The organism is Halomonas tibetensis (genome assembly GCF_042643535.1).
Lineage (GTDB): Bacteria > Pseudomonadota > Gammaproteobacteria > Pseudomonadales > Halomonadaceae > Halomonas > Halomonas tibetensis.
Map to the genome: position 1 here is coordinate 172,759 of NZ_JBHRSQ010000007.1, position 21,201 is coordinate 193,959.

Genomic DNA, 21,201 nt, shown 5'->3' on the forward strand with positions numbered 1-21,201 from the left:
CAGGGGATACGCCACAGAGTATGCCCCATGTCATGCGTTGCGGCGAAGGGCGGTAGCGCTTTCAGTGGGGAAGATAATGACCGCGGCGTCTGGGCACAAGATGATCATCTGGGGGCAGACCCTGCGCCCACGCACGCTGCCGGCGGCGGTGGGTCCAGTGCTGCTGGGCCAGGCGTTGGTGGCGCCCGGCGACTTTGCCTGGTTCACGGCGCTGCTCTGCCTGCTTTGTGCGCTGACGCTGCAGCTGGCGGTGAACCTGGCCAACGATCTCTTCGACGGACTCTCCGGCGTGGATCAGCCGGACCGCCTGGGACCCACCCGCGCTCTGCAGGCGGGGTGGCTCAGTGCCAGTGAGCTGAGTGCTGGCCTTGCCGTGACCCTGGGCGTTGCCGTGGTGACCGGGCTCTGGCTGGTGCTGTTCGGCCACTGGCTGCTGTGGGGGCTGGGCGGCCTGGCGCTGCTCGGCGTGCTCGGCTATAGCGGTGGGCGGCGTCCCTACGCCAATCGGGGGCTGGGAGAGGCGGCGGTATGGTGCTTCTTTGGCCCGGTAGCGGTACTCGGCGGTCTGCTGGCCCAGCAGAGCCCGATCACGCTGGAGGCAGTGGCGGCCGGCGTGCTGGTGGGTATGCCGGTGGCCGCCATCCTGGTGGTCAACAACCTGCGCGACCGCCACACCGACGCCCGGGCCGGCAAGATAACCCTGGCTGTGCGGATGGGGCCGGGGGCGACCCGCCGGATGTTCACCCTCCTGACGGTGGGGCCGCTAGCGGTCACGCTGCCGCTGGGGATGCCGACCTGGGCGTGGGGGGCATGGGGGATCATTGGCCTGGCGGCGCTGGGCCTGGTACGCGAAATGCATCGTCGCGACGGCGCGGCGCTCAATGCGCTGCTGGGTATGACGGCGTTCTACTCGCTGGCCACGGCTCTGTGGCTTGGGCTGCGCCTGGTGGTGGCCGGCGGCTGAGCCAGCCTGCTTGGCACCAGCGCCACGGCCGGATATCCGCGGCGGCCACCCTACAGATTTCCTGGTAAGCAAGTCGGACCGAATCCGCCGGGATTGACACCTGACTGACGGAGTAGGCGAAGCTGCCGCTGACATGACGGGTCACCGCCGCCCCGGGTGCGCGGCGGTGGGGCCGGTGCTACTCGGGCAGTTCGGCGTTGTGGAAGACGTTCTGCACGTCGTCCAACTCGTTGAGCATGTCGATAAACTTCTCGAACATGGCCACGTCGTCGCCCTCGATGGGCGCAGTGGTCTGGGGGACGAACTGGATCTCGTCGACTTCGAAGTCGATCTCGCCGAGGGCGTCGATCAACGCCTGTTTGGCCTTGGCATACTCGGTATGCGGCGCGAAGACGGTGATAAGGCCCTCCTCGTTCTCGATGTCGGTGACGTCGACATCGGCCTCCATCAGCGCCTCCAGAACGGCTTCCTCGTCGTTGCCGTGGAGGGCGAGAATGGCGCAGTGATCGAACATGTGGCTGACGCTGCCCGGGGTGCCGATCTTGCTCTTGGTCTTGGTGAAACAGCCGCGCACGTCACCGAAGGTGCGGTTGGGATTGTCGGTCAGACAGTCCACGATGACCATGGCATTGCCGGGCCCGAATCCCTCATAGCGGGCCGCGGAGAAATCTTCGCCGCCCACGCCGCTGGCCTTGTCCAGCGCCTTGTCGATGACATGAGAAGGCACCTGATCTTTCTTGGCGCGCTCGATCAGGCCGCGTAGGCTCAGGTTGCCGGCGGGGTCAGTGCCGCCCTGCTTGGCGACCACATAGATCTCCCGGCCGTACTTGCTGTAGACCTTGGTCTTGGCATCGGCCGTCTTGGCCATGGATTCCTTGCGGTTCTGGAAGGCCCTACCCATATCGTTGTCCTGTGGCGTTCAACATGTGCCGAGATTCTACGAAACCGGGCCGGAGGCGAACAGGGATATTTTCGCTCCTGACCCGAGGCCTGCGCCGGGGCAGGGTTACACTGCCGGTAGCTTGGAACCGTCGCGTTCCGTCCCGGCTCGAACGCCAACGTCTCACCGCCCCACCTTCCGGAGAGTGCTCATGGATCACCACGCCTACCGTCATGCCCTGGCCGAACACCTTGGGGGAACCGAACTTCCCTTCACCCTCGATGAATTTGCATCCCGCCTTGCCCGGGTGCGCGCCGCGATGCGTGACTCAGGGCTGGAGGCGCTGCTGCTGACCGACCCCTCCGACATCTTTTACCTGACCGGCTACCACACCTTCGAGGTCTCGGTGCATACGGCCCTGGTGGTCTCGGCCGACCGGCGGGTATTGCAGGTGCCTTCCATCGAGACCGGCCCGGCAGTGGTCACCGCCGCGGTGGACGAGATCCTGGGCTATCGCTGGGAGGGCATCGACGAGGTGATCGCCCCGTTAGTGGAGGCGCTCGCCCCCTATCGCAGCATCGGCCTCGATCTCTTCGGGGCCGGGCTGCGCTTTGGTGTCATCCGCGAGCTGCAGGCGCGGCTTGGTGCCGAGCGCTTTCGCGATGACGGCGGGGCACTGCTCGACGCCATCCGCATCGTCAAGACGCCGGCGGAGCTCGACTGTCTGCGCGAGAGCGCCCGGATCACGTCGGTCGGCCTTCGCGCCGCCGAGGCGATCATTGCTCCCGGCGTCACCGACAACGAGGTGGCCGCCGAAGGCTCCCGGGCCATGCTCGCAGCCGGCAGTGAGTTCATGAGCCTGCAGCCTATCGTCACCAGCGGGCAACGCATCAGCATCATTCATGTCAACCACAAGCGCTTTCCCATTGGCAGGGATGAGCCGGTGTTCCTGGAGTTCGGTTCGGCCTTCCAGCGCTACACTGCGCCCATGATGCGCACCGTCGTGGCGGGCCGTGCCAGCCAAGAGATGCAGGAGGTACGAGACCTGTGCCGCAGCCTCTTCGAGGCATTGCTTGCCGAGATGCGCCCGGGGCGAACCTTCGACGATGCTGCCCGGGCCGCCGGGGCGGTGCTGGCACCCCATGCCGAGCGGCTGTTCTTTTCGGGGGTGTTCGGCTATGCGGTGGGGGCCCAGTTCCCGCCCAGCTGGGTCGAGGGCACCGGCTACATCGCCCGCGGTCAGGAACGAGAGTTTGTGGCGGATATGGTCTTTCATCTGCCGCTCTGTTTGCGCCTGCCGGGGCAGTGGGGTATCGGCCTGAGCGATACCGTGCGGGTGACACCGAAAGGCGGCGAGCCGCTCACCGACAACGACTGGACGCTGGGTGTGGCGCGAGCTTGAGTATGACGCTGCTGCTGATCCTGCTGACCACGGCGGTGACCCTCGCGGCCTGGAAATGGCCATCGCTCTCCCAGGCGTTGATCTACTCGCCGCCCGGCGTGGCGCACGGGCAGTATTGGCGGTTGCTCGGCCACGGTTTCATCCACGCCAACAGCACCCACCTGATGTTCAACATGATCACCCTCTACTTTTTCGGGACGGTGATGGAACTGGTGCTGACGCCGCGCATTGGGCAGGCGGGGTTCGTGCTCTTCTATCTGTCGGGCCTGCTGGTCGCGATCCTGCCGACTCACCTCAAGCACCGTCATAATCCCCGTTTTCGCAGCTTGGGTGCCTCCGGTGCCATCTCGGCGATGCTTTTCGCCTACATATTGTTGCGGCCTTGGTCGTTGCTGTTTGTGCTTTTCATTCCGGTTCCGGCGATCCTCTTCGCCGCCGCCTATGTCATCTACTCCGTTCGCGCCCAGCATCGTGGCCGTGATCGCGTCAACCACAGTGCCCATCTGTGGGGCGGTGCCTGGGGCGTGGTCTTCATGCTTGGCCTGGAGCCGTCGCTGGCCGGGCGCTTCCTTGAGGCGTTGATGTCGCCGGCCAGCGGCGGGATATGGCTAGGTTAGGCTAGGCGCCGAGCGGCACCGGCGTATCGTTGAGCGCTACCCCGGGAGATCCTCGACTTCCTGGAGGAGGAATGCCGAAGGCGTTGCCTCCGTCCATGCTATCGTTTCCTCGAGAATGGCAACCAGAGGAAGGCATGCCATGGCGCAGGACGACCAGCCGGAATCACCGCTGTGGGAAATGATCGCGCTTGACCAGCGAGCGCTGCCGAAGGCGTCGCAGGTCAGCCAGGCGCGCCAGCGCTGGCGTTGTCTGGGACGCTGGCTGAGATTTGGGGCCGAGGCCGGCGATGACCCGGCCAAGGATGAGGCAGAGCTGCAGCATCTGTCTCAGGTTCGTTTGGCCAACCTGGCGCCGCCCATCGACTGGCAGCCGGGGGCTCGGGCTCTGACGCGCTATCTGTCCGAGGTAGGTGACTCGGCTGGGCCAGTGACCTTTCTGATCGGCGCCCCGGAGTGCCATCACGCCGAATTGCTGCGCGTATGGGCCATGCAGCAGGCGGCTCGGACGCTGCCCGAACCGTTGCCCACCAGCCTTCTTGCCGGCGACTCACCCTGGACGCTGGAACCGTCCGAAACACCCTGGGTGATCCCGCAGCTGGAGCGCGGATTCCTGCGCCAGGCGGCGGCCCTGGCGGGGTTGCGGAGCTTTCTCGAGGAGGCGCTGGCCGGCCGCCTGGGGCGCGGGGTGATCGGCTGCGACAGCTGGACCTGGGCCTATCTGCACCATACCTTGGCGCTGCCTGACGCCTCGGCCGTGACCCTGCAGGCCTTTGATGGAGCCCGGCTTTCCCGCTACTTTGCCCATGCGGCGCGGGCGGCGGGCAAGCTGCCGGCCATTCGCGCCGTGGGCAGCGGTGAGTCGGTGTTCGCCGAGGGCGAAGAAGCGCTGGTCAGTCGCGAGCTGCAACCGCTGGCGGTCCACTGTCGCGGTCAGTTGGGTCTGGCCTGGTACTACTGGCGCGCTCGCCTGTGCGAAGAGGCGCCGGAGGGCCACGTCGCGGACACGCTGTGGCTGGCGGAGCACCTCGATGACGCTACCCTTCCCGGCGAAGTGGGGGAGGAGACAGTGCTGCTGCTGCACACCCTGCTGCTCCACGGTGGTCTCGATGAGGCCCTACTCCCCGAGGTGTTGCCGCTCTCCCGTGCACGAGCCCTATCCGGCCTGCGCCAGCTACAGCGGCGAGGCGTGGTGAGCTGCGATGCCGACCGCTGGCGGGTGGCTCCGCTGGGCTATGCGAGTGTGCGCCGCTTGCTTGAGGAGCGTACCTACCTCTTGGATGTCCTCTAGGGAGCCTGCGATGGACGACGACGACTTGCAGATGTTCAACGACATCGACATCACTGCCTTGGTCGAGCTGGCGCTGGTGGTGGTCGGCGCCACCCTGTTAATCGTGCTGAGCCAGAAGGGACTGAAATGGGCGGCCAACCGCCTGCACGGCCATCACCGATTTCGGGCCTTCGCCCTGGTGCCGCTGGTGCGCCTGGCGATTCTGATTGTCGCTCTCTCAATGGCGGTGCCCGTGGTCATCGACCCGTCGCTGCAAAACATGATCGCTCTGCTCGGCGCGGTTGGGTTGGCCATCGGCTTCGCGCTCAAGGACTACGTCAGCAGCCTGATCGCCGGGGTGGTCGCCGCGGTGGAGCTGCCCTATCGGCCGGGGGACTGGGTGGAGATCGAGGGGACCTATGGCGAGGTGGTGCATGTGGGGATGCGCACCATCCAGATGGTGACCCCGGACGATAATCTGGTCAGCATCCCGCACTTAAAGATTTGGGGCTCGGCGATCCATAATGCCAATAACGGTGGTGACAGCCTGCAGTGTGTGGCCGACTTCTATGTTCACCCCGACCATGATGCGGCACGCATCATTGAGGCGCTGCGCGACGTGGCTTTGACCAGCTGCTACCTCAAGTTCGACAGGCCTGTCGCCGTGGTCGCCTGCGAGCAGCCTTGGGGCACCCACTACAGGATTCGTGCCTACCCCGTGGACCCTCGCCAGCAGTTTCGCTTCGTGACCGACCTCACGCTGCGCGGCCGGGCGATGCTCGGGCGCTTGGGCGCACGGCCTGCCCAGGCGCTGGCGGGGCTCGGCGAAGTGGGCTGACCGCTCTCGGCCACTCGGCTCAGACCAGCCAGGCTAGCGCCAACCCGGCGGCCAAAGACGCCAGCATCGGTACCCCGACCCGCCAGCCAGTCCGAGGCGTGCCGAAGAAGCCGGCTAGTGTCGCCTTGACCAGGTTGTTGATGGCGGCGGCGATGACGATGCCCAGCACTGCGGTGGCAGCATCGATGCGCTCGAGCGACATCCTGGCCAACGACAAGGTGATGGCGTCGACATCGGCCAGCCCTGAGGTGGCGGCCAACAGGTAGATGCCGGCTTCGCCCAGCCACTCTCTTAACCACTCGCCTAACAGCATGATCAGTGCTAGTAGAGCGCCGAACAGCAGTGCCGTGCGCAGCTCCAGGGGGTTCTGTATCGGGGTTGGGCCATCTACCCGGGCCGCCAGGCGGTGGCGCCGCCAGATCAGCAGGGCAGGCAGGTAGAGCAGTGCCCCCATGACCAGGATTGGCAGCAGGAGTCGAGGCAGCAGGGCAGGGTGAATCACCGCGGTGTAGATCAGGATGCGTGGGAACATGGTGCCGCAGGCAAGCAGGATGCCGGCGGCTAGCAGGGCATCCAGTTCCGGGGTGCGGCGCGATTGCCGGGCGAAGTGCAGGGTCAGGGCGGTGGAGGAACTGAGCCCGGCGAACAGGCCGGTGAAGAGGATGCCCTTCTCTGGCCCCCCCAGGCGGACGGCGAAGTAACCGACGAAGGAGATGGCGGCGATCATGACGACCATCCACCAGATCTCGTAGGGGTTGAGGACGCCTCCAGGCCCCATGCCCTGGTTGGGTAGAAGGGGTAGCATCACTACCGAGATCATCAGCAGCTTGAGACCGGCGTCGAGCTCGTGGGCCTGAAGCTTGTCGAGCAGGCCGTGGATCTCGTGCTTGTTGTCGAGGATCACCGCGGTGATCACCGCGCAGGCGGTGGCCAGTGCCACGTCGATAGCGACAGCGATGGCGCCGAAACAGAAGGTGAGCAGCAGCCCGATCAGGCCGGTGATGCTGTAGTCGCGGTGCTCGGCGACTCGAGCCCGCCAGGCCACCACGGCGATCGCTGCTACGGCCAGGAACAGCAGCGGAAAAGCCAAGGCGACCAGCGCCTCGGTGAGCAGGGCAGCAATGCCGCCCAGCAGCCCCACCAGGGCATGGGTGCGGATGCCAGCGATACGCTCGCCGGACTTTTGCTCCCGGGCTACCCAGCCCCGTTCGGTGCCGATCAGCGCGCCGAGCAGCAGGGCTACCGCGAGTTGGATGGCGGTCTGGTTGGAGGCGATGAATTGGCTGGCAACGTCGTCCATGGCAATGGGTCCCGGCGGTCGTCTCGGCTGGTTCGTTCAGAATGGACGGAGCGCGGTACGATTGCCATGCGGCCTACAGGCTAGGTGGTCGGCCTCGTTAAGGCAGCGTGAAACTTGCTGTTGCCAGGTCGGCACAGGCGTCACTTAACCATTACGCTGTTATGATATTCGCCTATACACCCAAGGAATGCCGACTGATGGTCGAGCCTGTCACCCGGGGCGACGAGATGGCTGATCGTCGCGTTCGAAAGGATCGCCGGGTTGCTATTGCCCTTTACCTGGTGGGCATGGTGGTGCTGCTGGGTTCCCTGGCCGGCTTCATGGTCGACCAGTACCAGCGTGATATGCAGGCCGCTCACGAGCGAACCGCGGCACGGGCCGACCTGGTTGCCGAGTGGGTCGCCAGCATCTTTTCCGCCAGCGACTTTATCCTGTCGGGCGTGACGGAACTGCTGCAGCCGCCCTGGCGTCAGCGCCTGCTGGGGGAGCCCCTGGATCTGGCGCAGACGGAAAGCTTCCTGGCTCAGCGTAGTCGACGCCTGGACCTGGTTGACAAGATCAGCCTCATCGATCCCGAGGGGCGTATTGTCGCCTCCTCCAGTTCGCTGTATCCCCCCGGCTTCGATATCTCTGGCCTGCCCTTCTACCGCGCCTTTGAGACCATGCCTGCACTCACAGAGCGGGTAACGCCGCTGTTATGGTCGGCGGTAACACGTCGCCATGTGGTAATGCATGGCCGTCGGTTGCCCGATGGTGAGGGGCTGGCCATGGTGGAACTCGATCCCGGTGTGTTCGGCCAGGCTCTGGAGCGGCTGAGCCTGGCGCGCGGTGAGAGCATCGCCATCATCGATACCGAGATGCACCTGATTGCTCGCCGTCCTCGAGAAGGTGACGAGATTCTGGAATCCCTAGGGGTGCAGATCGACGAGCCCCTGACACGCGCCTTCATCGAGAGCGGTGAGCCCCGGGTGCATTTAACTACGGCGTCGCCGCTGGATGGTGACGAGCGGATCTATACCATGCGACGAGTCGATGATCTGCCTTTCGTTGTCGTGGTGGGCGAGGAGAGGGAGGTCTTGCTCGGCGGCTGGACGAATCGCCTGTGGGTCCGGGTGTTGATTGGTCTAGCGGTTATGGGGCTCGGCTGGCTGGCGCTACGCCACTATCTCAATCGGCTGCGCCTTGAGGGAGAAGTCCACCGGCAGGTCAGGGAGCGCGAGCGGGCCCGCCTCGACATTCAGTCCCGCGAGGCGCGTCTTCAGGCGCTGGTGGGCTCGATCCGGGACATGATCTTCGTCTTCGATGACGGAGGGCGCTTCACTTATATTCACGCCCCCGATCCCAACGAGCTGCTGATCGATATTGGCGCGATTCTGAAGCGTCCCTACCGTGAGGTGTTGCCGCCGGCCATGGCCGACCAGCTCGATGAGGCCTTTGAGGCGCTGAGTCTGGGAGGCAAGCCGGTGGAATATGATTATACGCTTCACGTCGGCGGGAAGCCGCGTCAGTTTCACGCGGTGCTGAGTCCACTGTTGGCCCCGGGCGATTCGCAAGAGGAAGTATCCGGCGGGTCACTGGCAGTGGTTCGCGATGTCACCGAGGAGCGCGCCACCGAGGCCCAGCTGCGCATCGCCGCCACTGCCTTCGAGACCCACCTGGGCATGCTGATCACCGATGGCGACAGCCGCATCCTCAAGGTCAATGACACCTTCACGCGAATCACCGGCTATACCGAGGCCGAGGTGGTGGGCAGGAACCCGCGACTGCTGTCGTCGGGGTTGCACAACGAGGTCTTCTATCGTCGTCTCTGGCGCAGCGTGCTGCGCACCGGCAGCTGGCAGGGAGAAGTCTGGAACCGACGCAAGAACGGCGAGGTCTTCCCGGAGTGGCTGACCCTCTCCGCAGTGCGCAATGCCGCCGGCACGACGACCCACTTCGTGGCGACCTTCAGCGATCTGACCGAGCGCAAGGCGGCCGAGCAGGAGATCCACCAGCTGGCCTTCTTCGATCCCCTCACCGGCCTGCCCAATCGGCGGCTTATGCTCGACCGCCTGGAAGGAGCGCTCAAGGATAGCTACCGCAACGGCCAGATCGGTGCGCTACTGTTCCTCGATCTGGACCACTTCAAGCAGGTCAACGATACCCTCGGTCACCACGCCGGTGATCAGCTGCTGCAGGAGGTGGCCCGTCGGCTGGAGGGGGTGCTGCGTGATACCGACACCGTGGCCCGGCTGGGCAGCGATGAGTTCGCTGTGCTGCTGCATGACCTCGGGACCGACGAGGAGGAGGTGGCGGTGGTCGCCGAACGCATCGCCACCAAGCTGCTGGCGGTGATGCAGGCGCCGATGCGCCTCGGCGAAGAGCGCCTCAGCGTATCGATGAGTATCGGCCTGACGCTCTACCGCGACCACGAGACGACCCTCGACGATATCCTGCAGCAGGCCGACATGGCGCTGTTCCAGGCCAAGGCGGCGGGTCGCAACGTCATGGCCTTTTTCGACCCCGAGATGCAGGTGCGCCTGCAGGCCCGTGCGCGACTCGAGACGGATCTGCGCCAGGCGCTGCCCAACGATGAGCTGCGCCTGCACTACCAACCTCAGGTGGACGAGCGAGGTGCCGTTGTCGGTGTCGAGGCGCTGCTGCGTTGGCAGCATCCCGTGCGCGGCCTGGTGTCGCCCGATGAGTTCATTCCCCTGGCCGAGGAGAACCAGCTGATCGTGCCGATCGGCCACTGGGTACTGGAGGCCGCCTGCCGGCAGCTGGCGGCCTGGGCCGCAGATCCGGCGCGGGCGGTGATGAGCCTCTCGGTCAACGTCAGCCCAAGACAGTTCCGCGAACCGGATTTCGTCAAGCGCGTGCTGGAGATCCTCGAGGCGACCGGCGCCCCGGCCTCCCGCCTCAAGCTCGAGGTGACCGAGAGCCTGCTGCTCGAGGCCCGGGACGAGGCGCGCAGCCGGATTCTGGAGCTCCGTGAGTGGGGCGTGCGCTTTGCGCTGGACGACTTCGGCACCGGCTACTCCTCGCTGGCCTATCTCAAGCGGCTGCCGCTGGACCAGCTCAAGATCGACCAGTCCTTCGTGCGCGACCTGTTGGAGGATGAGGCCAGCGAGGCGATCGTCGCCAGTACCATCGCCCTGGCTCAGAGCCTGCAGCTGGAGGTGGTCGCCGAAGGCGTGGAGACCGTAGCGCAGCGAGACTGGCTGCTGGCGCATGGCTGCCGAATCCTGCAGGGCTACCTGTTTGGGCGGCCGGTGCCGGTGGAGGCCCTCGAACTCGATGGCTGAGGCAAGGCGTCAGCCATCGCCGTCGTGGAGATGCGCCTCGGCCTCGGGGGCGCTCTGATAGATATGCGGGGCCACGGCCCGCGCCTCCAGGGCATGGCCCAGCTTGCGGCGCATGAAGCCGCTGGTGGTATAGCGGGTGACCCGGGTATAGAAACGCTCCTCCAGGCCACGCACCATCTCGGTGTAGGCCCCCAGCACTGCGTCGTCGATGCGGCAGTGATCGTAGTTGACCACCGCATAGACTCGCCGGCCGAGCGGGGCTAACCGCGCCTCCACCTCTCGTTCGATGGCGTTCACGTCGGCCTGGGTGTCCACGCGCAGGTTCTCGAAGTCGATAAACAGCACTTCGTCCGCCGCATCCAAGTGGAAGCGCTGGGCCAGCGGGCGCTCAAGCAGCGTCTCGCGCAGGCCCATTGGTGCTTCCTGGAAGATGCGCGGGTCCATCACCTGCGGCGGTTCGGGCATCAGCGGCGTGAAGCCCATCTGCGCGAGAATGTCGCGCTCGAGTTCCACTCCCGGAGCGATCTCGACGAGGGCGAGGCCCTTGGGCGTCAGCGCAAAGACGCACCGCTCGGTCACGTAAAGTACCGGCTTGCCGTCGGCGGCGGCCAGGGCGCCGCTGAAGGTGCGCTGCTCCACCTCGCCGACAAACTTGGGGTGGCCGCCCGCGGGCAGGCGCAGGGCGCCGTCGATCACCACAAGCTCCTCTCGGCAGGCTGTAAAGGTACCCATGAACACCACGCGGCGGGCGTTCTGGCTGATGTTGATGAAGCCGCCGGCACCGGCCAGGCGGTTACCGAAGCGCGAGACGTTGACGTTGCCGGCGGCATCGGCCTGGGCCATGCCGAGGAAGGCGATATCCAGGCCGCCGCCGTCGTAGAAATCGAACTGGGCGGGCTGGTCGATGATCGCCTGGGTGTTGAGGGCGGCGCCGAAGTCGAGCCCGCCGGCGGGCAGGCCGCCGATCACCCCGGGTTCGGCGGTCAGCGTCACCAGTTCCAACATGCGTTCTTCGCTGGCCACCGCGCCGACCCCTTCCGGCATGCCGATGCCCAGGTTCACCACGCTGTTGGGCGTAAGCTCGAAGGCGGCGCGGCGGGCGATGATCTTGCGCGCGGAGAGGGCCATGGGCTCCGGCGCGACCATGGGTGCCCTGATCTCGCCGGAGTAGGCCGGGTTGTAGAGGGTGCGGAAGGTCTGCCAGTGGTGCTCGGGTTCGTCGCACACCACCACGCAGTCGACCAGCACCCCGGGAATCCGCACCTCCTTGGGGTGCAGGGTGCCGGACTCGGCCAGCCGCTCCACCTGCACGATCACCAGGCCCCCCGAGTTGTGCACCGCGGTGGCGATGGCCAGCGCCTCCAGCACCAGCGCCTCGCGCTCCATGGTCACGTTGCCCAGGGTGTCGGCGGTGGTACCGCGCAGCAGCGCCACCTGCAGCGGCAGCGCCGGGTAGAAGAGGGTCTCCGCGCCGTCGATTATCAGCAGCCGTACTCGCTCCTCGGTGCTGATGGCGTTGATTCGTCCGCCTTCCAGACGCGGGTCGACGAAGGTGCCGAGTCCCACCCGGGTGAGAGTGCCGGGCTTGCCGGCGGCGATGTCGCGGAACAGGTGGGAGATCACCCCCTGGGGCAGGTTCCAGGCCTGAATGTGCCCCTCGATGGCCAGCTTCTGCAGCGTCGGCACCAGCCCCCAGTGGCCGCCGATCACCCTGGCCACGAGCCCTTCATGGCCGAAATGATTCAGTCCGCGGGTCTTGCCGTCGCCTTGGCCGGCGGCATACATCAGGGTGAGGTCGCGCGGCGACCCGCTCTCCAGGAAACGCGCCTCCAGGGCCACCGCCAGGTGTTCGGCAAAGCCGATGCCGACGAAGCCGCCGGTGGCCACGGCGTCGCCGTCGCGAATCAACTCCACTGCCTCGCGGGCGGAGACCACCTTGCCCTTGGGGCTGAAGGGACGGTCGGTGAGCAGCGGGTGAGTGCGGCGTTCCATGGCGGGAGACCTCTCGGCGTGCGTTGTCGTTGTTGTTGTCGTGCGAGGCGCTCTCTGGCGACCTGACGCTACGTTAGCACGCTGCTCCGTTGAGCGAGGGGCGGGGCATTTGCCAAGCGTTTCTCTCTGCCTGATACTGTATGGAATTACAGTATTCAGGGAGATGTTCATGTCGTTCTTGCTTCGAACGAGGGTTCGCGTCGTCGGGCGCGCCGCCAGCGAGGGGGTGGGGCCGCTCCGCCCGCTGATGGGCTGTCGGGTGCGGGCAGGCTTTCCCAGCCCCGCCGACGATCATCTGGATGCGGAGATCGACCTGCATGCCTACGTGGTGAAGCGCCCGGCGGCCACCTACTTTGTGCGCGCCGAGGGCGATTCCATGCTCGGCGACGGCATTCACCACGGTGACCTGCTGGTGGTGGACCGCAGTCTGGAGCCGCTTCCGGGCCGGGTGATTGTCATCGCTCTGGAGGGGGAGCCCACCGTCAAACGCCTGGAGCAGCACGGCGCGGCGGTGTGGCTGGTGGCCAGCAACCCGCGCTTCGCGCCGATTCCCCTGGCCGGGCGCGAGTGCGAGGTGTGGGGCGTGGTCACCCATGTGCTCCATGATCTGTTGGGGCGGGCGCCATGATTGCCCTGGTCGACGGCAACAACTTCTACGTGAGCTGCGAGCGGGTCTTCGACCCGCGCCTGGCCGGGCGGCCGGTGGGGGTGCTCTCCAATAACGACGGTTGCGTGGTGGCACGCTCCCAGGAGCTCAAGGCGCTTGGCGTGGCCATGGGCGCGCCTTTGCACCTGCTGCCGCCCGCTGTGCGCCGCCAGGCGGTGCTGCTCTCCAGCAACTATGCGCTCTATGGCGACATGTCGCGACGGGTCAACCAGGTGCTGACGGAGTTCTCGCCGGACGTGGAGCCCTACTCCATCGACGAGAGTTTCGTGGGTTTCGACGGCTTTCCCGAGGAGGCGCTGGAGGCTCATTGTCGTGCCCTGCGCGAGACCGTGGGCCGCTGGACCGGCATTCCCGTGGGGGTGGGCCTGGCGCCGACTCGGGTGCTGGCCAAGCTGGCCAACCGCCTGGCCAAGCGCGAGCCGGCCTTCGAAGGAGTCTGCCGCCTGGATGCCGACGATGAGGCGACCCGTCGGACGCTCGCGGCCTGTCCGGTGGAGGATCTCTGGGGTGTGGCTCGGCGCAGCGCCGAGCGGCTGGCACTGATGGGCATCACCACCGCCTGGGAGCTGCGCGAGGCCGACCCACGCTGGGTGCGAAGCCGCTTTTCGGTGGTGATGGAGCGCCTCGTCTGGGAACTGCGCGGCCGCTCGGCCATCGTGCTCGAGGACATGAGTGAGCCGCGCCGACGCCTGCTGGTGTCGCGCTCCTTTGGCCGGCTCACCGGCGAGCGCCACGAACTGGAGGCGGCGGTCCGCCAGCACGCGGCCCGCGCCGGCGAGAAGCTGCGCCGCCAGGGCAGCCTGGCCCGGGCGGTGCAGGTGTTCCTCCGTACCCACCCCTTCCTGGCCGGTGAACCCCAGTACCGCAACGCCGCCCTGGTGGCGCTGCCCAGTCCCAGCGCCGACAGCCGCGAGCTGCTGGCGGCGGCCAACCGCGCTCTGGAGGCCATCTTCCTCGAGGGCTACCGCTACCAGAAATGCGGGGTGATGCTGCTCGACCTGGTAGACGCCGAGTGCACTCAGCCCTCGCTGCTGGAGACGCCGGATGATGATGCACGCCGCGCACGCAGCCAACGTCTGATGGCCACCCTGGATCGGCTCAACCGCGAGATGGGGCGCGATACGGTGCGCTTCGGCCTGCCCCGCCAGGGCAATGCCTGGACGCTGCGCTGCGAGCATCGCACGCCCCGCTACACCACGCGCTGGGGCGAGCTGATGCGAGTCAAGACGGGTTGAGCAGCGTCCTGGCACAATGGGACTGTTAGGCAAGGCAAGGCAAGGCAAGCCGCGAGACACGGATCGCGAGTTGGCTACACTGAAGTGCCTAGGCACCTTCAGGTAACGGGAGTCGCGCGGGTTGCCTGGTTCATCATCGTCGAGGAGAGCGACTTATGCGCATGCAGAGAAAGAGTGTCATCGTCACCGGTGGGGCCAGCGGTATCGGTCTGGCCAGCGTGGAGCGCTGCCTGGAGGAAGGCGCCAGCGTGGTCATCGCCGACCTCGAGGAGAGCGAAGGAGCCTCACACGCGGCGGCACTGGACGGAAAGCACGCCGGGCGTTGCCTGTTCAAGGCCTGCGACGTCACCGACACCGCACAGGTCGGCCGCCTGTTTGCGGAGACCGTGGAGGAGCTCGGCGGCGTGGACGCGGTGTTCAACAACGCCGGCATCGGCGGCATCGCGCCCTCCGACGAGGTCGGCGACGAGGAGTTCTTGCGCATCATCGACATCAACCTCAACGGCGTTTTCCGGGTCGCCCGGGCTGCGCTCAGGGTGATGTATCGGCAAGGCAGTGGCAGTCTCGTCAACTGCGCCTCCATCCTTGGCGTGTTCGGACAGTCCCAGGCTGCCGCCTACACCGCCGCAAAGGGGGGGGTGGTCAACATGACCCGTAGCCTGGCTATCGAAGCTGCTCCGAAGGGCGTGCGGGTCAATGCCATCGGCCCCGGCTATATCGATACGCCGCTGCTCGAGGCACTGGATGACGACATGATTCAGGGGCTGATCAGCCTGCATCCCATCGGCCGCCTGGGCCGTCCGGAGGAGGTGGCCAACGGCTTCCTGTTTCTGGCCAGCGACGAGGCCAGCTTCGTCACCGGCACTACCCTGATGGTCGACGGGGGCTTTACCGCCGGCAAGTCTTGAGGAGCCATGACGAGCGCCAGTTATGGTCAGTTGAGCAGGCGCTCGACCTCTTCCAGCAGGGCGTCGCTCTGGGCATAAAGTTCCGGCAGCCCATCGATGGCCTGCTGTTCTTCGCCGCTGTCCTGCAGGGCACACAAGCTCTCCGCCAGCCGATGTATCTGCTGGTGCAGACTGTCCAGTTCGTCGATGTCCGAACCCCGAGAATCACGGAGCTGATCGAGCCAGTAGCAGAAGTGGCAGCGTGACGGATCAAGCGGAGGGTGTTCGAGGCCCTCCGACGTGAGCGCTGACACAAGCCGCCGGACCCAATCGCGGTGCTCGATGCTGGCATAGAGCAGAGGCCTCGAGTTGTGATCGATGATCGGCAGGCCGGACCAGTGCGCCGGGGGTTGCCAGTGCAGCAGCCATGCTGGGATCGCCTCGGGCGGCATGGGGCGGGCAATGCCGAAGCCCTGGGCAAACTCACAGCCCACGCGCAGCAGCATGTCGCCGTGGCGAACGGTTTCCACGCCCTCGGCGATCACCTGCCGGTCGAAGGCGATTGCCAGGCTCAGCACCCCTTCGAGGATCTTGAGATCCTCAGGGTTGTCGAGGATATCGCGCACGAAGCTCTGGTCGATCTTGATGGTGCCGGCCGGCAGGCGTTTCAGGTAGGTCAGTGAGGAATAGCCGGTCCCGAAGTCATCCAGCGAGACCTCAATGCCGATTTCACGGGCTCCTTCGAGCAGGCTGGAGACCAGCGCCAGATCGCCGAGGGTGCTGGTCTCGAGGATCTCCAGCTCCAGCGTGCCGGGGGCCAACTCGGGATGTCGGTCAAGCAGGGATCTCAGACGCGGTACGAGATCCCTCTGGCGCAGCTGGCGAGCGCTGACGTTGACGCTGACGGGCAGCTCGACCCCCGCGGACTTCCAAGTGGCCGCCTGGGCCAAGGCGGTGCCGATTACCCATTCGCCGAGCGCTTCCGACAGGGGGTGGTCCTCGATCACCGGGAGGAACTGGGCCGGTGACATCAGCCCATTTTCGGGATGTTGCCAGCGCACCAGCGCCTCGACCCCAATGACTCTGCCAGTGCGCATATGGACCTTGGGCTGGTAATGAAGGATGAACTCGCCTTGCTGCAGGCCTTGCTGGATACGCTCCAGGGTCTCGTTATGGCTGCGGATGCTGCGGTCGTGGTCGGCATCGAAGAGGTGGTAGCGGCCCTTGCCGGCCAGCTTGGCCTGGTACATGGCCTGGTCGGCCTGACGCAACAGCTGGTCCGCTTCGATGGGATCGGACTGGGGGTAGAAGGTCACGCCGAGGCTGGCGGTAACCTGAAGTTCATGGAACTCATACCAGACGGGCAGGCAGGTGGCTTCCAGCAGGCGCTGGAAAATGGCGGTGGCGGAGGACTCGTCGTCCAGGTCCAGCAAGACGGCCACAAACTCGTCGCCTCCCAATCTCGACAGGGTATCGCCCTCACGCATGATCGCTTTCATGCGACGAGACAGGGTGATCAGCAGCTGGTCGCCGGCGGCATGGCCGTAGCGGTCATTGATGTGCTTGAAGCCGTCCAGGTCCAGATAGGCCACCGCCAGGTGGCGCCCCTGGCGATGTTCCTGGGCCATGGCCTGGTGCAGGCGGTCGGCCAGCAGCACACGATTGGGAAGCCCGGTCAAGGCATCGTAGTGGGCCAGGTGTTCGAGCTGCTGTTCGTGTTCCTTGAGCAGGGTGATATCGGTGGAGATGCCCAGTAGCCCGGTGATCCCTCCGTCGTTGTCATCATCGCGGATTGGGGTCTTGAGCTCCAGATAGACTCGTTTACTTTTCGAGTCGCTGACAGTGATTTCCTCGGTGGTCGACTCGCCATTAAATACCCGAGCATCAATCTTGCGCAGGCGGCGTGCGACATCGCTGGGGAAGAAACGGCTGTCCTCGCTTCCCGGTAGGCTCTCTGCTGAGCAGCCGAAAGCTTCCAGGGTGACGCGGTTGGCGAAAGTATAGCGAGAGTCGCGATCCTTCATATAGATGTAAGAGCCCACATGGTCGAGGGCCTTGCGGAAGCGCTCTGCCTCGAGATGGGCGGCGCGCAGGGCGAAGTCCGACTGCTTGCGTTCAGTGATGTCGGTAATCACGCCGTACCACGTAGTGGAGCCATCCGTCTCCCGGTGGGGTAATGCGTCACCGAACAGCCAGTGTTCGCGATCCTGAAGGATGACCCGATATTCATGGCGCCAAGGTGTGAGGGTCTCGGCGGAATGCTGGATGGAGGCTGCCACGCCGTCGAGGTCCTCGGGATGGATCACCGAGAAGACTGGGCTGGCGTCCTCCCTGAGCGCGTCGGGTGCAATGCCGTACACCTGCTGTATGCCATCGCTGGCATAGGGAAAACAGGAGCGGCCGTCAGGGAACAGGCGGTATTCGTAGACAATGCCGGGCACACGGTCGGCGATGGTCTGAAGCCGAGTCAGCAACGACTCGAGCTCCTGTTCACGCTCACGCACGGTGCGCGTCAGGACTTCACTCATACGCAGGGCGCGGGCCCGTGTGGTGGACAGTGAAAACACCAGGGAACCGAGCAGGGCGGTCATGATCAGACCGCCGGCGAAGGTTATCCAGGCGGCCCCGGCGGTGACGGCCTGACCGGGGGCTAAATGATCGAAGGCCAGCAGCCACCGGTTGCCGTTGAAGTCGGTCTGGCGATGCTCAAGAAATTGGCTGGAGCCACTGAAGGCCTGGGCCGGTTTATTGCTGAACAGCAGTCGATCCTCTGCCGTCGTGTCGCCATCGTAGATGCGCAGGCCGACTGCCTGACCATCTTGCTGTTCCCAGTCGCCAAGGATGCCTTCCATGAGGTCGTACATACGATAGGGGCTGTAGGTCCAGCCGATCAGTGCTGTACGACGTCGTTCCACGCTATCGACCGGAGCCCCCTGCCGATAGACAGGCACATACATAAGGGTGCCGGGCTGGATGTCGGTGTCGGTCTCCTGAAGCAGCATGACCCTGCCGGTCAGCGCCGCCCTGCCGGTGTCGCGGGCCTGTTCCATCGCGGCGCGGCGCACCGGCTCCGAGAACATGTCATAGCCGAAGGCTCGCAGGTTGCGATCCTCGAAGGGCTCGAGGTAAACGATTGAGGTGTAGGTGTCGCGAGGGCCATCAGGATGGATATGGTAGTCGGGGAAACCCTCGGCGCGGACCTTGGCCTGGTGGGCGGCAAGCGCGGCGGCAGGAATCCACTGCGCATAGCCGATGCCTTGAATATAGCCGAGCGTATCCGCAGCGCGCAGCTTGTCGAAGTAGGTGCGCCATTCCTCTCGATCGACCTCCTCGGAGGCGTCAAACAGCCCCGCGGCACCGCGCAACACCAACGCGTAGGCGGAAAGACGCTCGTCGATCCTAAGGGCAACCTGATCGGCGGCAAAGCTGAACTGCTCCAGCGCCTTTGATTCGGCATTGCGGTAAACCTGGTGGCCGGAAGTCATCGACAGCAGGATGCCCACCACCAGGATCAGCCAGACGACTCCTGGCAACCGAGCACATCGCTTCGCTCCCATGCTTACCGTTAATCCTGTGTGGTTTTACGTGTCCCTGCAGACCTGCAGAATACTACCGGCAAAGCGGTAGCGCGTCATGGGGAGGAATGATGGGCGCTTGTCTCAGTGATGGCGTTGCGGCTGCATATAGACATGCGGGAGGGAGTGTCATCGTTACCGACGAAGCCAGCGGCATCGGACAAATGGCCGCTTGAGCGCATTCCGGGAATGCTGCTATGGTCAAGCCAGCAGGGTTGGCAGCTGGGCCAGACGGTTTTCCTGACTCGCGCAAGTGCCCCTAGCGTTGCGAACTCCCGCCAATCATCTCCATGGGAAGCGCTTGAACGATGGTAAAGTCCCAATCCAGCATTCTGATTCGCTGCCCGTTGCCTGACGTCTATAGTTTCGTGGTGACCGACTTTGTCCGCAATTACCCTCGGTGGTCTCCCGAAGTCAAACAGCTGAAGCCCTTGAGCAAGGGGCCGTTGGCACTGGGCTGGACGGCCAGGCAGGTGAGGGTCGATCAAGGGCGACGTACCGAAGCCGATTTCCGGGTCATCGCGCTCGAACCCGAGCGTCGCGTGTGCTTCAAGGGAATCAAGGATCCCTTCGTGATCAATTATTTCTTTGAACCGAAGGGTGAGAGCACGCAGTTGACCTTCAGCTTCGAACTGGCGCGTCTGAGCTTGGCACTGCGGCCGTTCGAGAAACTCATCCGCTTTGCGGTTGAGGATGGTACGCAACGCGTCGTGCGAGACCTGAAGGCCTTGGCCGAAAGGGAACTCGGCCAGCAAAAGACAAACTAATATTTATCCCGAGCGCATCCTTACGCTGGAGTCATCATGCTGTTTACCGCTGATAAAGATACAGGAATCATACCCCACGTATTAACTCAGATCTTGGATACCTGCGTGAACGGCGTGACGCTTTCCGACCCGGACCTGCCGGACTCACCGATTGTCTATGCTAACTCCGTCTTTGAGCGGTTGACGGGCTACAGTCAGGAAGAAATCCTGGGACGCAACTGTCGCTTCCTTCAGGGTGAGGATCGCGATCAGCCTGAGCTCGACGAGATCCGCGCTGCCTTAAAGGAACATGCTCCCATCGAGGTAACGCTGCGCAACTATCGCAAGGATGGGACGCTGTTTCACAACCGCCTTTCGATTCAGCCGCTTCGTGATGAGTCGGGGCGCTTGATCTATTATCTCGGCGTACAATACGACGTCAGCGAACTCGTTAACGTCAGGGCCGAGGTCGACCGTCTTGAAAGCATACTGAAAACCGCTTCGCAGGATTGATCTTGCGGGAGCCCGGAACGAAAAGCGGCCACCGCGACAATTCGTCAGGTGGCCGTTTTCATTGGTTTATGTGGTGCCGCAAAGCGGATTCGAACCGCTGACCTGCGCATTACGAATGCGCTGCTCTGCCAACTGAGCTATTGCGGCACTGGCATGATGGTAGCGCCGCGATGGCCGGCAAAGCTAGTCCTTGGTGGCCACTCGCAGCCGAGTGAGTCCTTCCTGAGCAGAGGAAGCCACCAGGCGCCCGTGTCGATCGTAGATGCTGCCGCGGGTGAATCCGCGGCCGCCGCCAGCCCAGGGGCTTTCCATGTGGTAGAGCAGCCAGTCGTTGACCCGCACGTCATGGTGAAACCACAGCGAGTGGTCGAGGCTGGCGATCTGCAGTTTGGGGTCTCGGTAGTCGAGCCCATGGGGTACCAGGGCCGTGGTCAACAGGTTGAAGTCAGAGCTGTAGGCCAGCAGATGGCGATGCAGGGCAGGGTCGTCGGGTAGTTCTCCGGCCAGGCGAAACCACACCCTTTTATGGGCAGGCTGTCCGGTCTGACTTTCCTCGCCTGCCAGCAGAAACTCGATGGGATGGCTGTCGAAGCGCACCAGGCGAGCACTGTCGGCGAGCTTCTCAGGGGTGGGAACCTCGGGCATGTCCGTCTGGTGTTCGATGCTTGACTCCTCCCCGTGAAAGGAAGCACTGCAGAAGAAGATCGGCCGGCCCTTCTGGATAGCGGTGACCCGGCGTGTGGCAAAGCTGTTGCCGTCACGCACCGCGTCCACCTGATACACGACCGGAACGTGGGGGTCTCCCGGGCGCAGGAAGTAGCCATGTAGCGAGTGGGCTTGCCGCTCGGGGAGCACCGTCTGGCTGGCTGCGGACAGGGCCTGGCCCAGTACCTGTCCGCCGAACAGTTGGGGAAGCCCCAGATCCTGGCTGGCGCCGCGGAACAGGTTCTCCTCCAGGGGTTCGAGGGCCAGCAGGCCCACCAGAGCGTCGAGGGGGTTGGACATGGGCGCAATCTCCGATAGAAATCTTGGCC

At 64.9% G+C, this 21,201-nt stretch carries 16 protein-coding genes and 1 tRNA gene; 11 read left to right on the forward strand and 6 right to left on the reverse strand.

Annotated elements, in window-relative coordinates; all coding sequences use genetic code 11:
- The first annotated feature begins 76 nt into the window (after positions 1-76).
- Positions 77-964 (forward strand): 1,4-dihydroxy-2-naphthoate octaprenyltransferase, encoded by an 888-nt coding sequence (gene menA / locus ACFODV_RS03665; protein WP_379754827.1) that lies wholly within the window; start codon positions 77-79, stop codon positions 962-964.
- Positions 965-1,142: 178 nt separating this feature from the next.
- Here the strand turns inward: menA and ACFODV_RS03670 are convergent, their stop codons facing one another.
- Positions 1,143-1,865, reverse strand: a complete 723-nt coding sequence (locus ACFODV_RS03670; RefSeq protein ID WP_379754830.1) for a YebC/PmpR family DNA-binding transcriptional regulator — start codon at positions 1,863-1,865, stop codon at positions 1,143-1,145.
- 190 nt (positions 1,866-2,055) lie between these two features.
- Here ACFODV_RS03670 and ACFODV_RS03675 point away from each other — a divergent pair, with 190 nt between their 5' ends.
- From ACFODV_RS03675 to ACFODV_RS03690, 4 genes are all read left to right on the forward strand, one after another.
- A complete protein-coding gene (locus ACFODV_RS03675; protein WP_379754833.1) occupies positions 2,056-3,246 on the forward strand; it encodes a M24 family metallopeptidase in 1,191 nt (396 codons plus the stop codon).
- A 2-nt stretch (positions 3,247-3,248) separates the two neighbouring features.
- Positions 3,249-3,863 carry a rhomboid family intramembrane serine protease gene (locus ACFODV_RS03680; RefSeq protein ID WP_379754836.1) on the forward strand — a complete coding sequence of 205 codons (615 nt, stop codon included), beginning with the start codon at positions 3,249-3,251 and terminating at the stop codon, positions 3,861-3,863.
- Positions 3,864-4,002: 139 nt separating this feature from the next.
- The gene (locus ACFODV_RS03685) at positions 4,003-5,151 is read left to right on the forward strand and encodes a hypothetical protein (protein ID WP_379754839.1); all 1,149 of its coding nucleotides are present in this window, start codon (positions 4,003-4,005) and stop codon (positions 5,149-5,151) included.
- A gap of 10 nt (positions 5,152-5,161) precedes the next feature.
- The gene (locus tag ACFODV_RS03690; RefSeq protein ID WP_379754842.1) at positions 5,162-5,968 is read left to right on the forward strand and encodes a mechanosensitive ion channel family protein; all 807 of its coding nucleotides are present in this window, start codon (positions 5,162-5,164) and stop codon (positions 5,966-5,968) included.
- A 19-nt stretch (positions 5,969-5,987) separates the two neighbouring features.
- Here the strand turns inward: ACFODV_RS03690 and ACFODV_RS03695 are convergent, their stop codons facing one another.
- Positions 5,988-7,268: an MgtC/SapB family protein gene (locus ACFODV_RS03695; RefSeq protein WP_379754845.1), complete on the reverse strand. Its 1,281-nt coding sequence runs from the start codon at positions 7,266-7,268 to the stop codon at positions 5,988-5,990.
- A 197-nt stretch (positions 7,269-7,465) separates the two neighbouring features.
- Between ACFODV_RS03695 and ACFODV_RS03700 the strand changes: the two genes are divergently transcribed.
- A complete protein-coding gene (locus ACFODV_RS03700; protein WP_379754848.1) occupies positions 7,466-10,552 on the forward strand; it encodes a bifunctional diguanylate cyclase/phosphodiesterase in 3,087 nt (1,028 codons plus the stop codon).
- Positions 10,553-10,561: 9 nt separating this feature from the next.
- Here the strand turns inward: ACFODV_RS03700 and ACFODV_RS03705 are convergent, their stop codons facing one another.
- Entirely contained in the window at positions 10,562-12,544 is a 1,983-nt protein-coding gene (locus tag ACFODV_RS03705) for an acyl CoA:acetate/3-ketoacid CoA transferase (RefSeq protein ID WP_379754851.1), read from the reverse strand.
- 169 nt (positions 12,545-12,713) lie between these two features.
- On the opposite strand from ACFODV_RS03705, the gene ACFODV_RS03710 reads away from it, so the two are divergent.
- The 3 genes from ACFODV_RS03710 (at position 12,714) to ACFODV_RS03720 (ending at position 15,354) form a co-directional block, all read left to right on the forward strand.
- Entirely contained in the window at positions 12,714-13,172 is a 459-nt protein-coding gene (locus tag ACFODV_RS03710; protein ID WP_379754854.1) for a LexA family protein, read from the forward strand.
- Positions 13,169-14,446 (forward strand): Y-family DNA polymerase, encoded by a 1,278-nt coding sequence (locus ACFODV_RS03715; RefSeq protein ID WP_379754857.1) that lies wholly within the window; start codon positions 13,169-13,171, stop codon positions 14,444-14,446. Before ACFODV_RS03710 ends, ACFODV_RS03715 begins: the two co-directional genes overlap by 4 nt.
- A 155-nt stretch (positions 14,447-14,601) precedes the next feature.
- On the forward strand, positions 14,602-15,354 hold the full coding sequence (locus tag ACFODV_RS03720; protein WP_379754860.1) for an SDR family NAD(P)-dependent oxidoreductase: 753 nt from the start codon (positions 14,602-14,604) through the stop codon (positions 15,352-15,354).
- Between the two features lie 26 nt (positions 15,355-15,380).
- Here the strand turns inward: ACFODV_RS03720 and ACFODV_RS03725 are convergent, their stop codons facing one another.
- Positions 15,381-18,890 (reverse strand): EAL domain-containing protein, encoded by a 3,510-nt coding sequence (locus ACFODV_RS03725; RefSeq protein WP_379754863.1) that lies wholly within the window; start codon positions 18,888-18,890, stop codon positions 15,381-15,383.
- A 326-nt stretch (positions 18,891-19,216) separates the two neighbouring features.
- On the opposite strand from ACFODV_RS03725, the gene ACFODV_RS03730 reads away from it, so the two are divergent.
- Together ACFODV_RS03730 and ACFODV_RS03735 are read left to right on the forward strand one after the other, a co-directional pair.
- The gene (locus tag ACFODV_RS03730) at positions 19,217-19,675 is read left to right on the forward strand and encodes an SRPBCC family protein (RefSeq protein ID WP_379754866.1); all 459 of its coding nucleotides are present in this window, start codon (positions 19,217-19,219) and stop codon (positions 19,673-19,675) included.
- Positions 19,676-19,711: 36 nt separating this feature from the next.
- Complete coding sequence (locus tag ACFODV_RS03735; RefSeq protein WP_379754869.1) at positions 19,712-20,167, forward strand: PAS domain-containing protein; 456 nt, start codon at positions 19,712-19,714, stop codon at positions 20,165-20,167.
- A gap of 71 nt (positions 20,168-20,238) precedes the next feature.
- Here ACFODV_RS03735 and ACFODV_RS03740 read toward each other — a convergent pair.
- Positions 20,239-20,314: transfer RNA gene (locus ACFODV_RS03740), tRNA-Thr, on the reverse strand.
- 36 nt (positions 20,315-20,350) lie between these two features.
- Entirely contained in the window at positions 20,351-21,172 is an 822-nt protein-coding gene (locus ACFODV_RS03745; RefSeq protein WP_379754872.1) for an acyl-CoA thioesterase, read from the reverse strand.
- Positions 21,173-21,201: the final 29 nt, after the last annotated feature.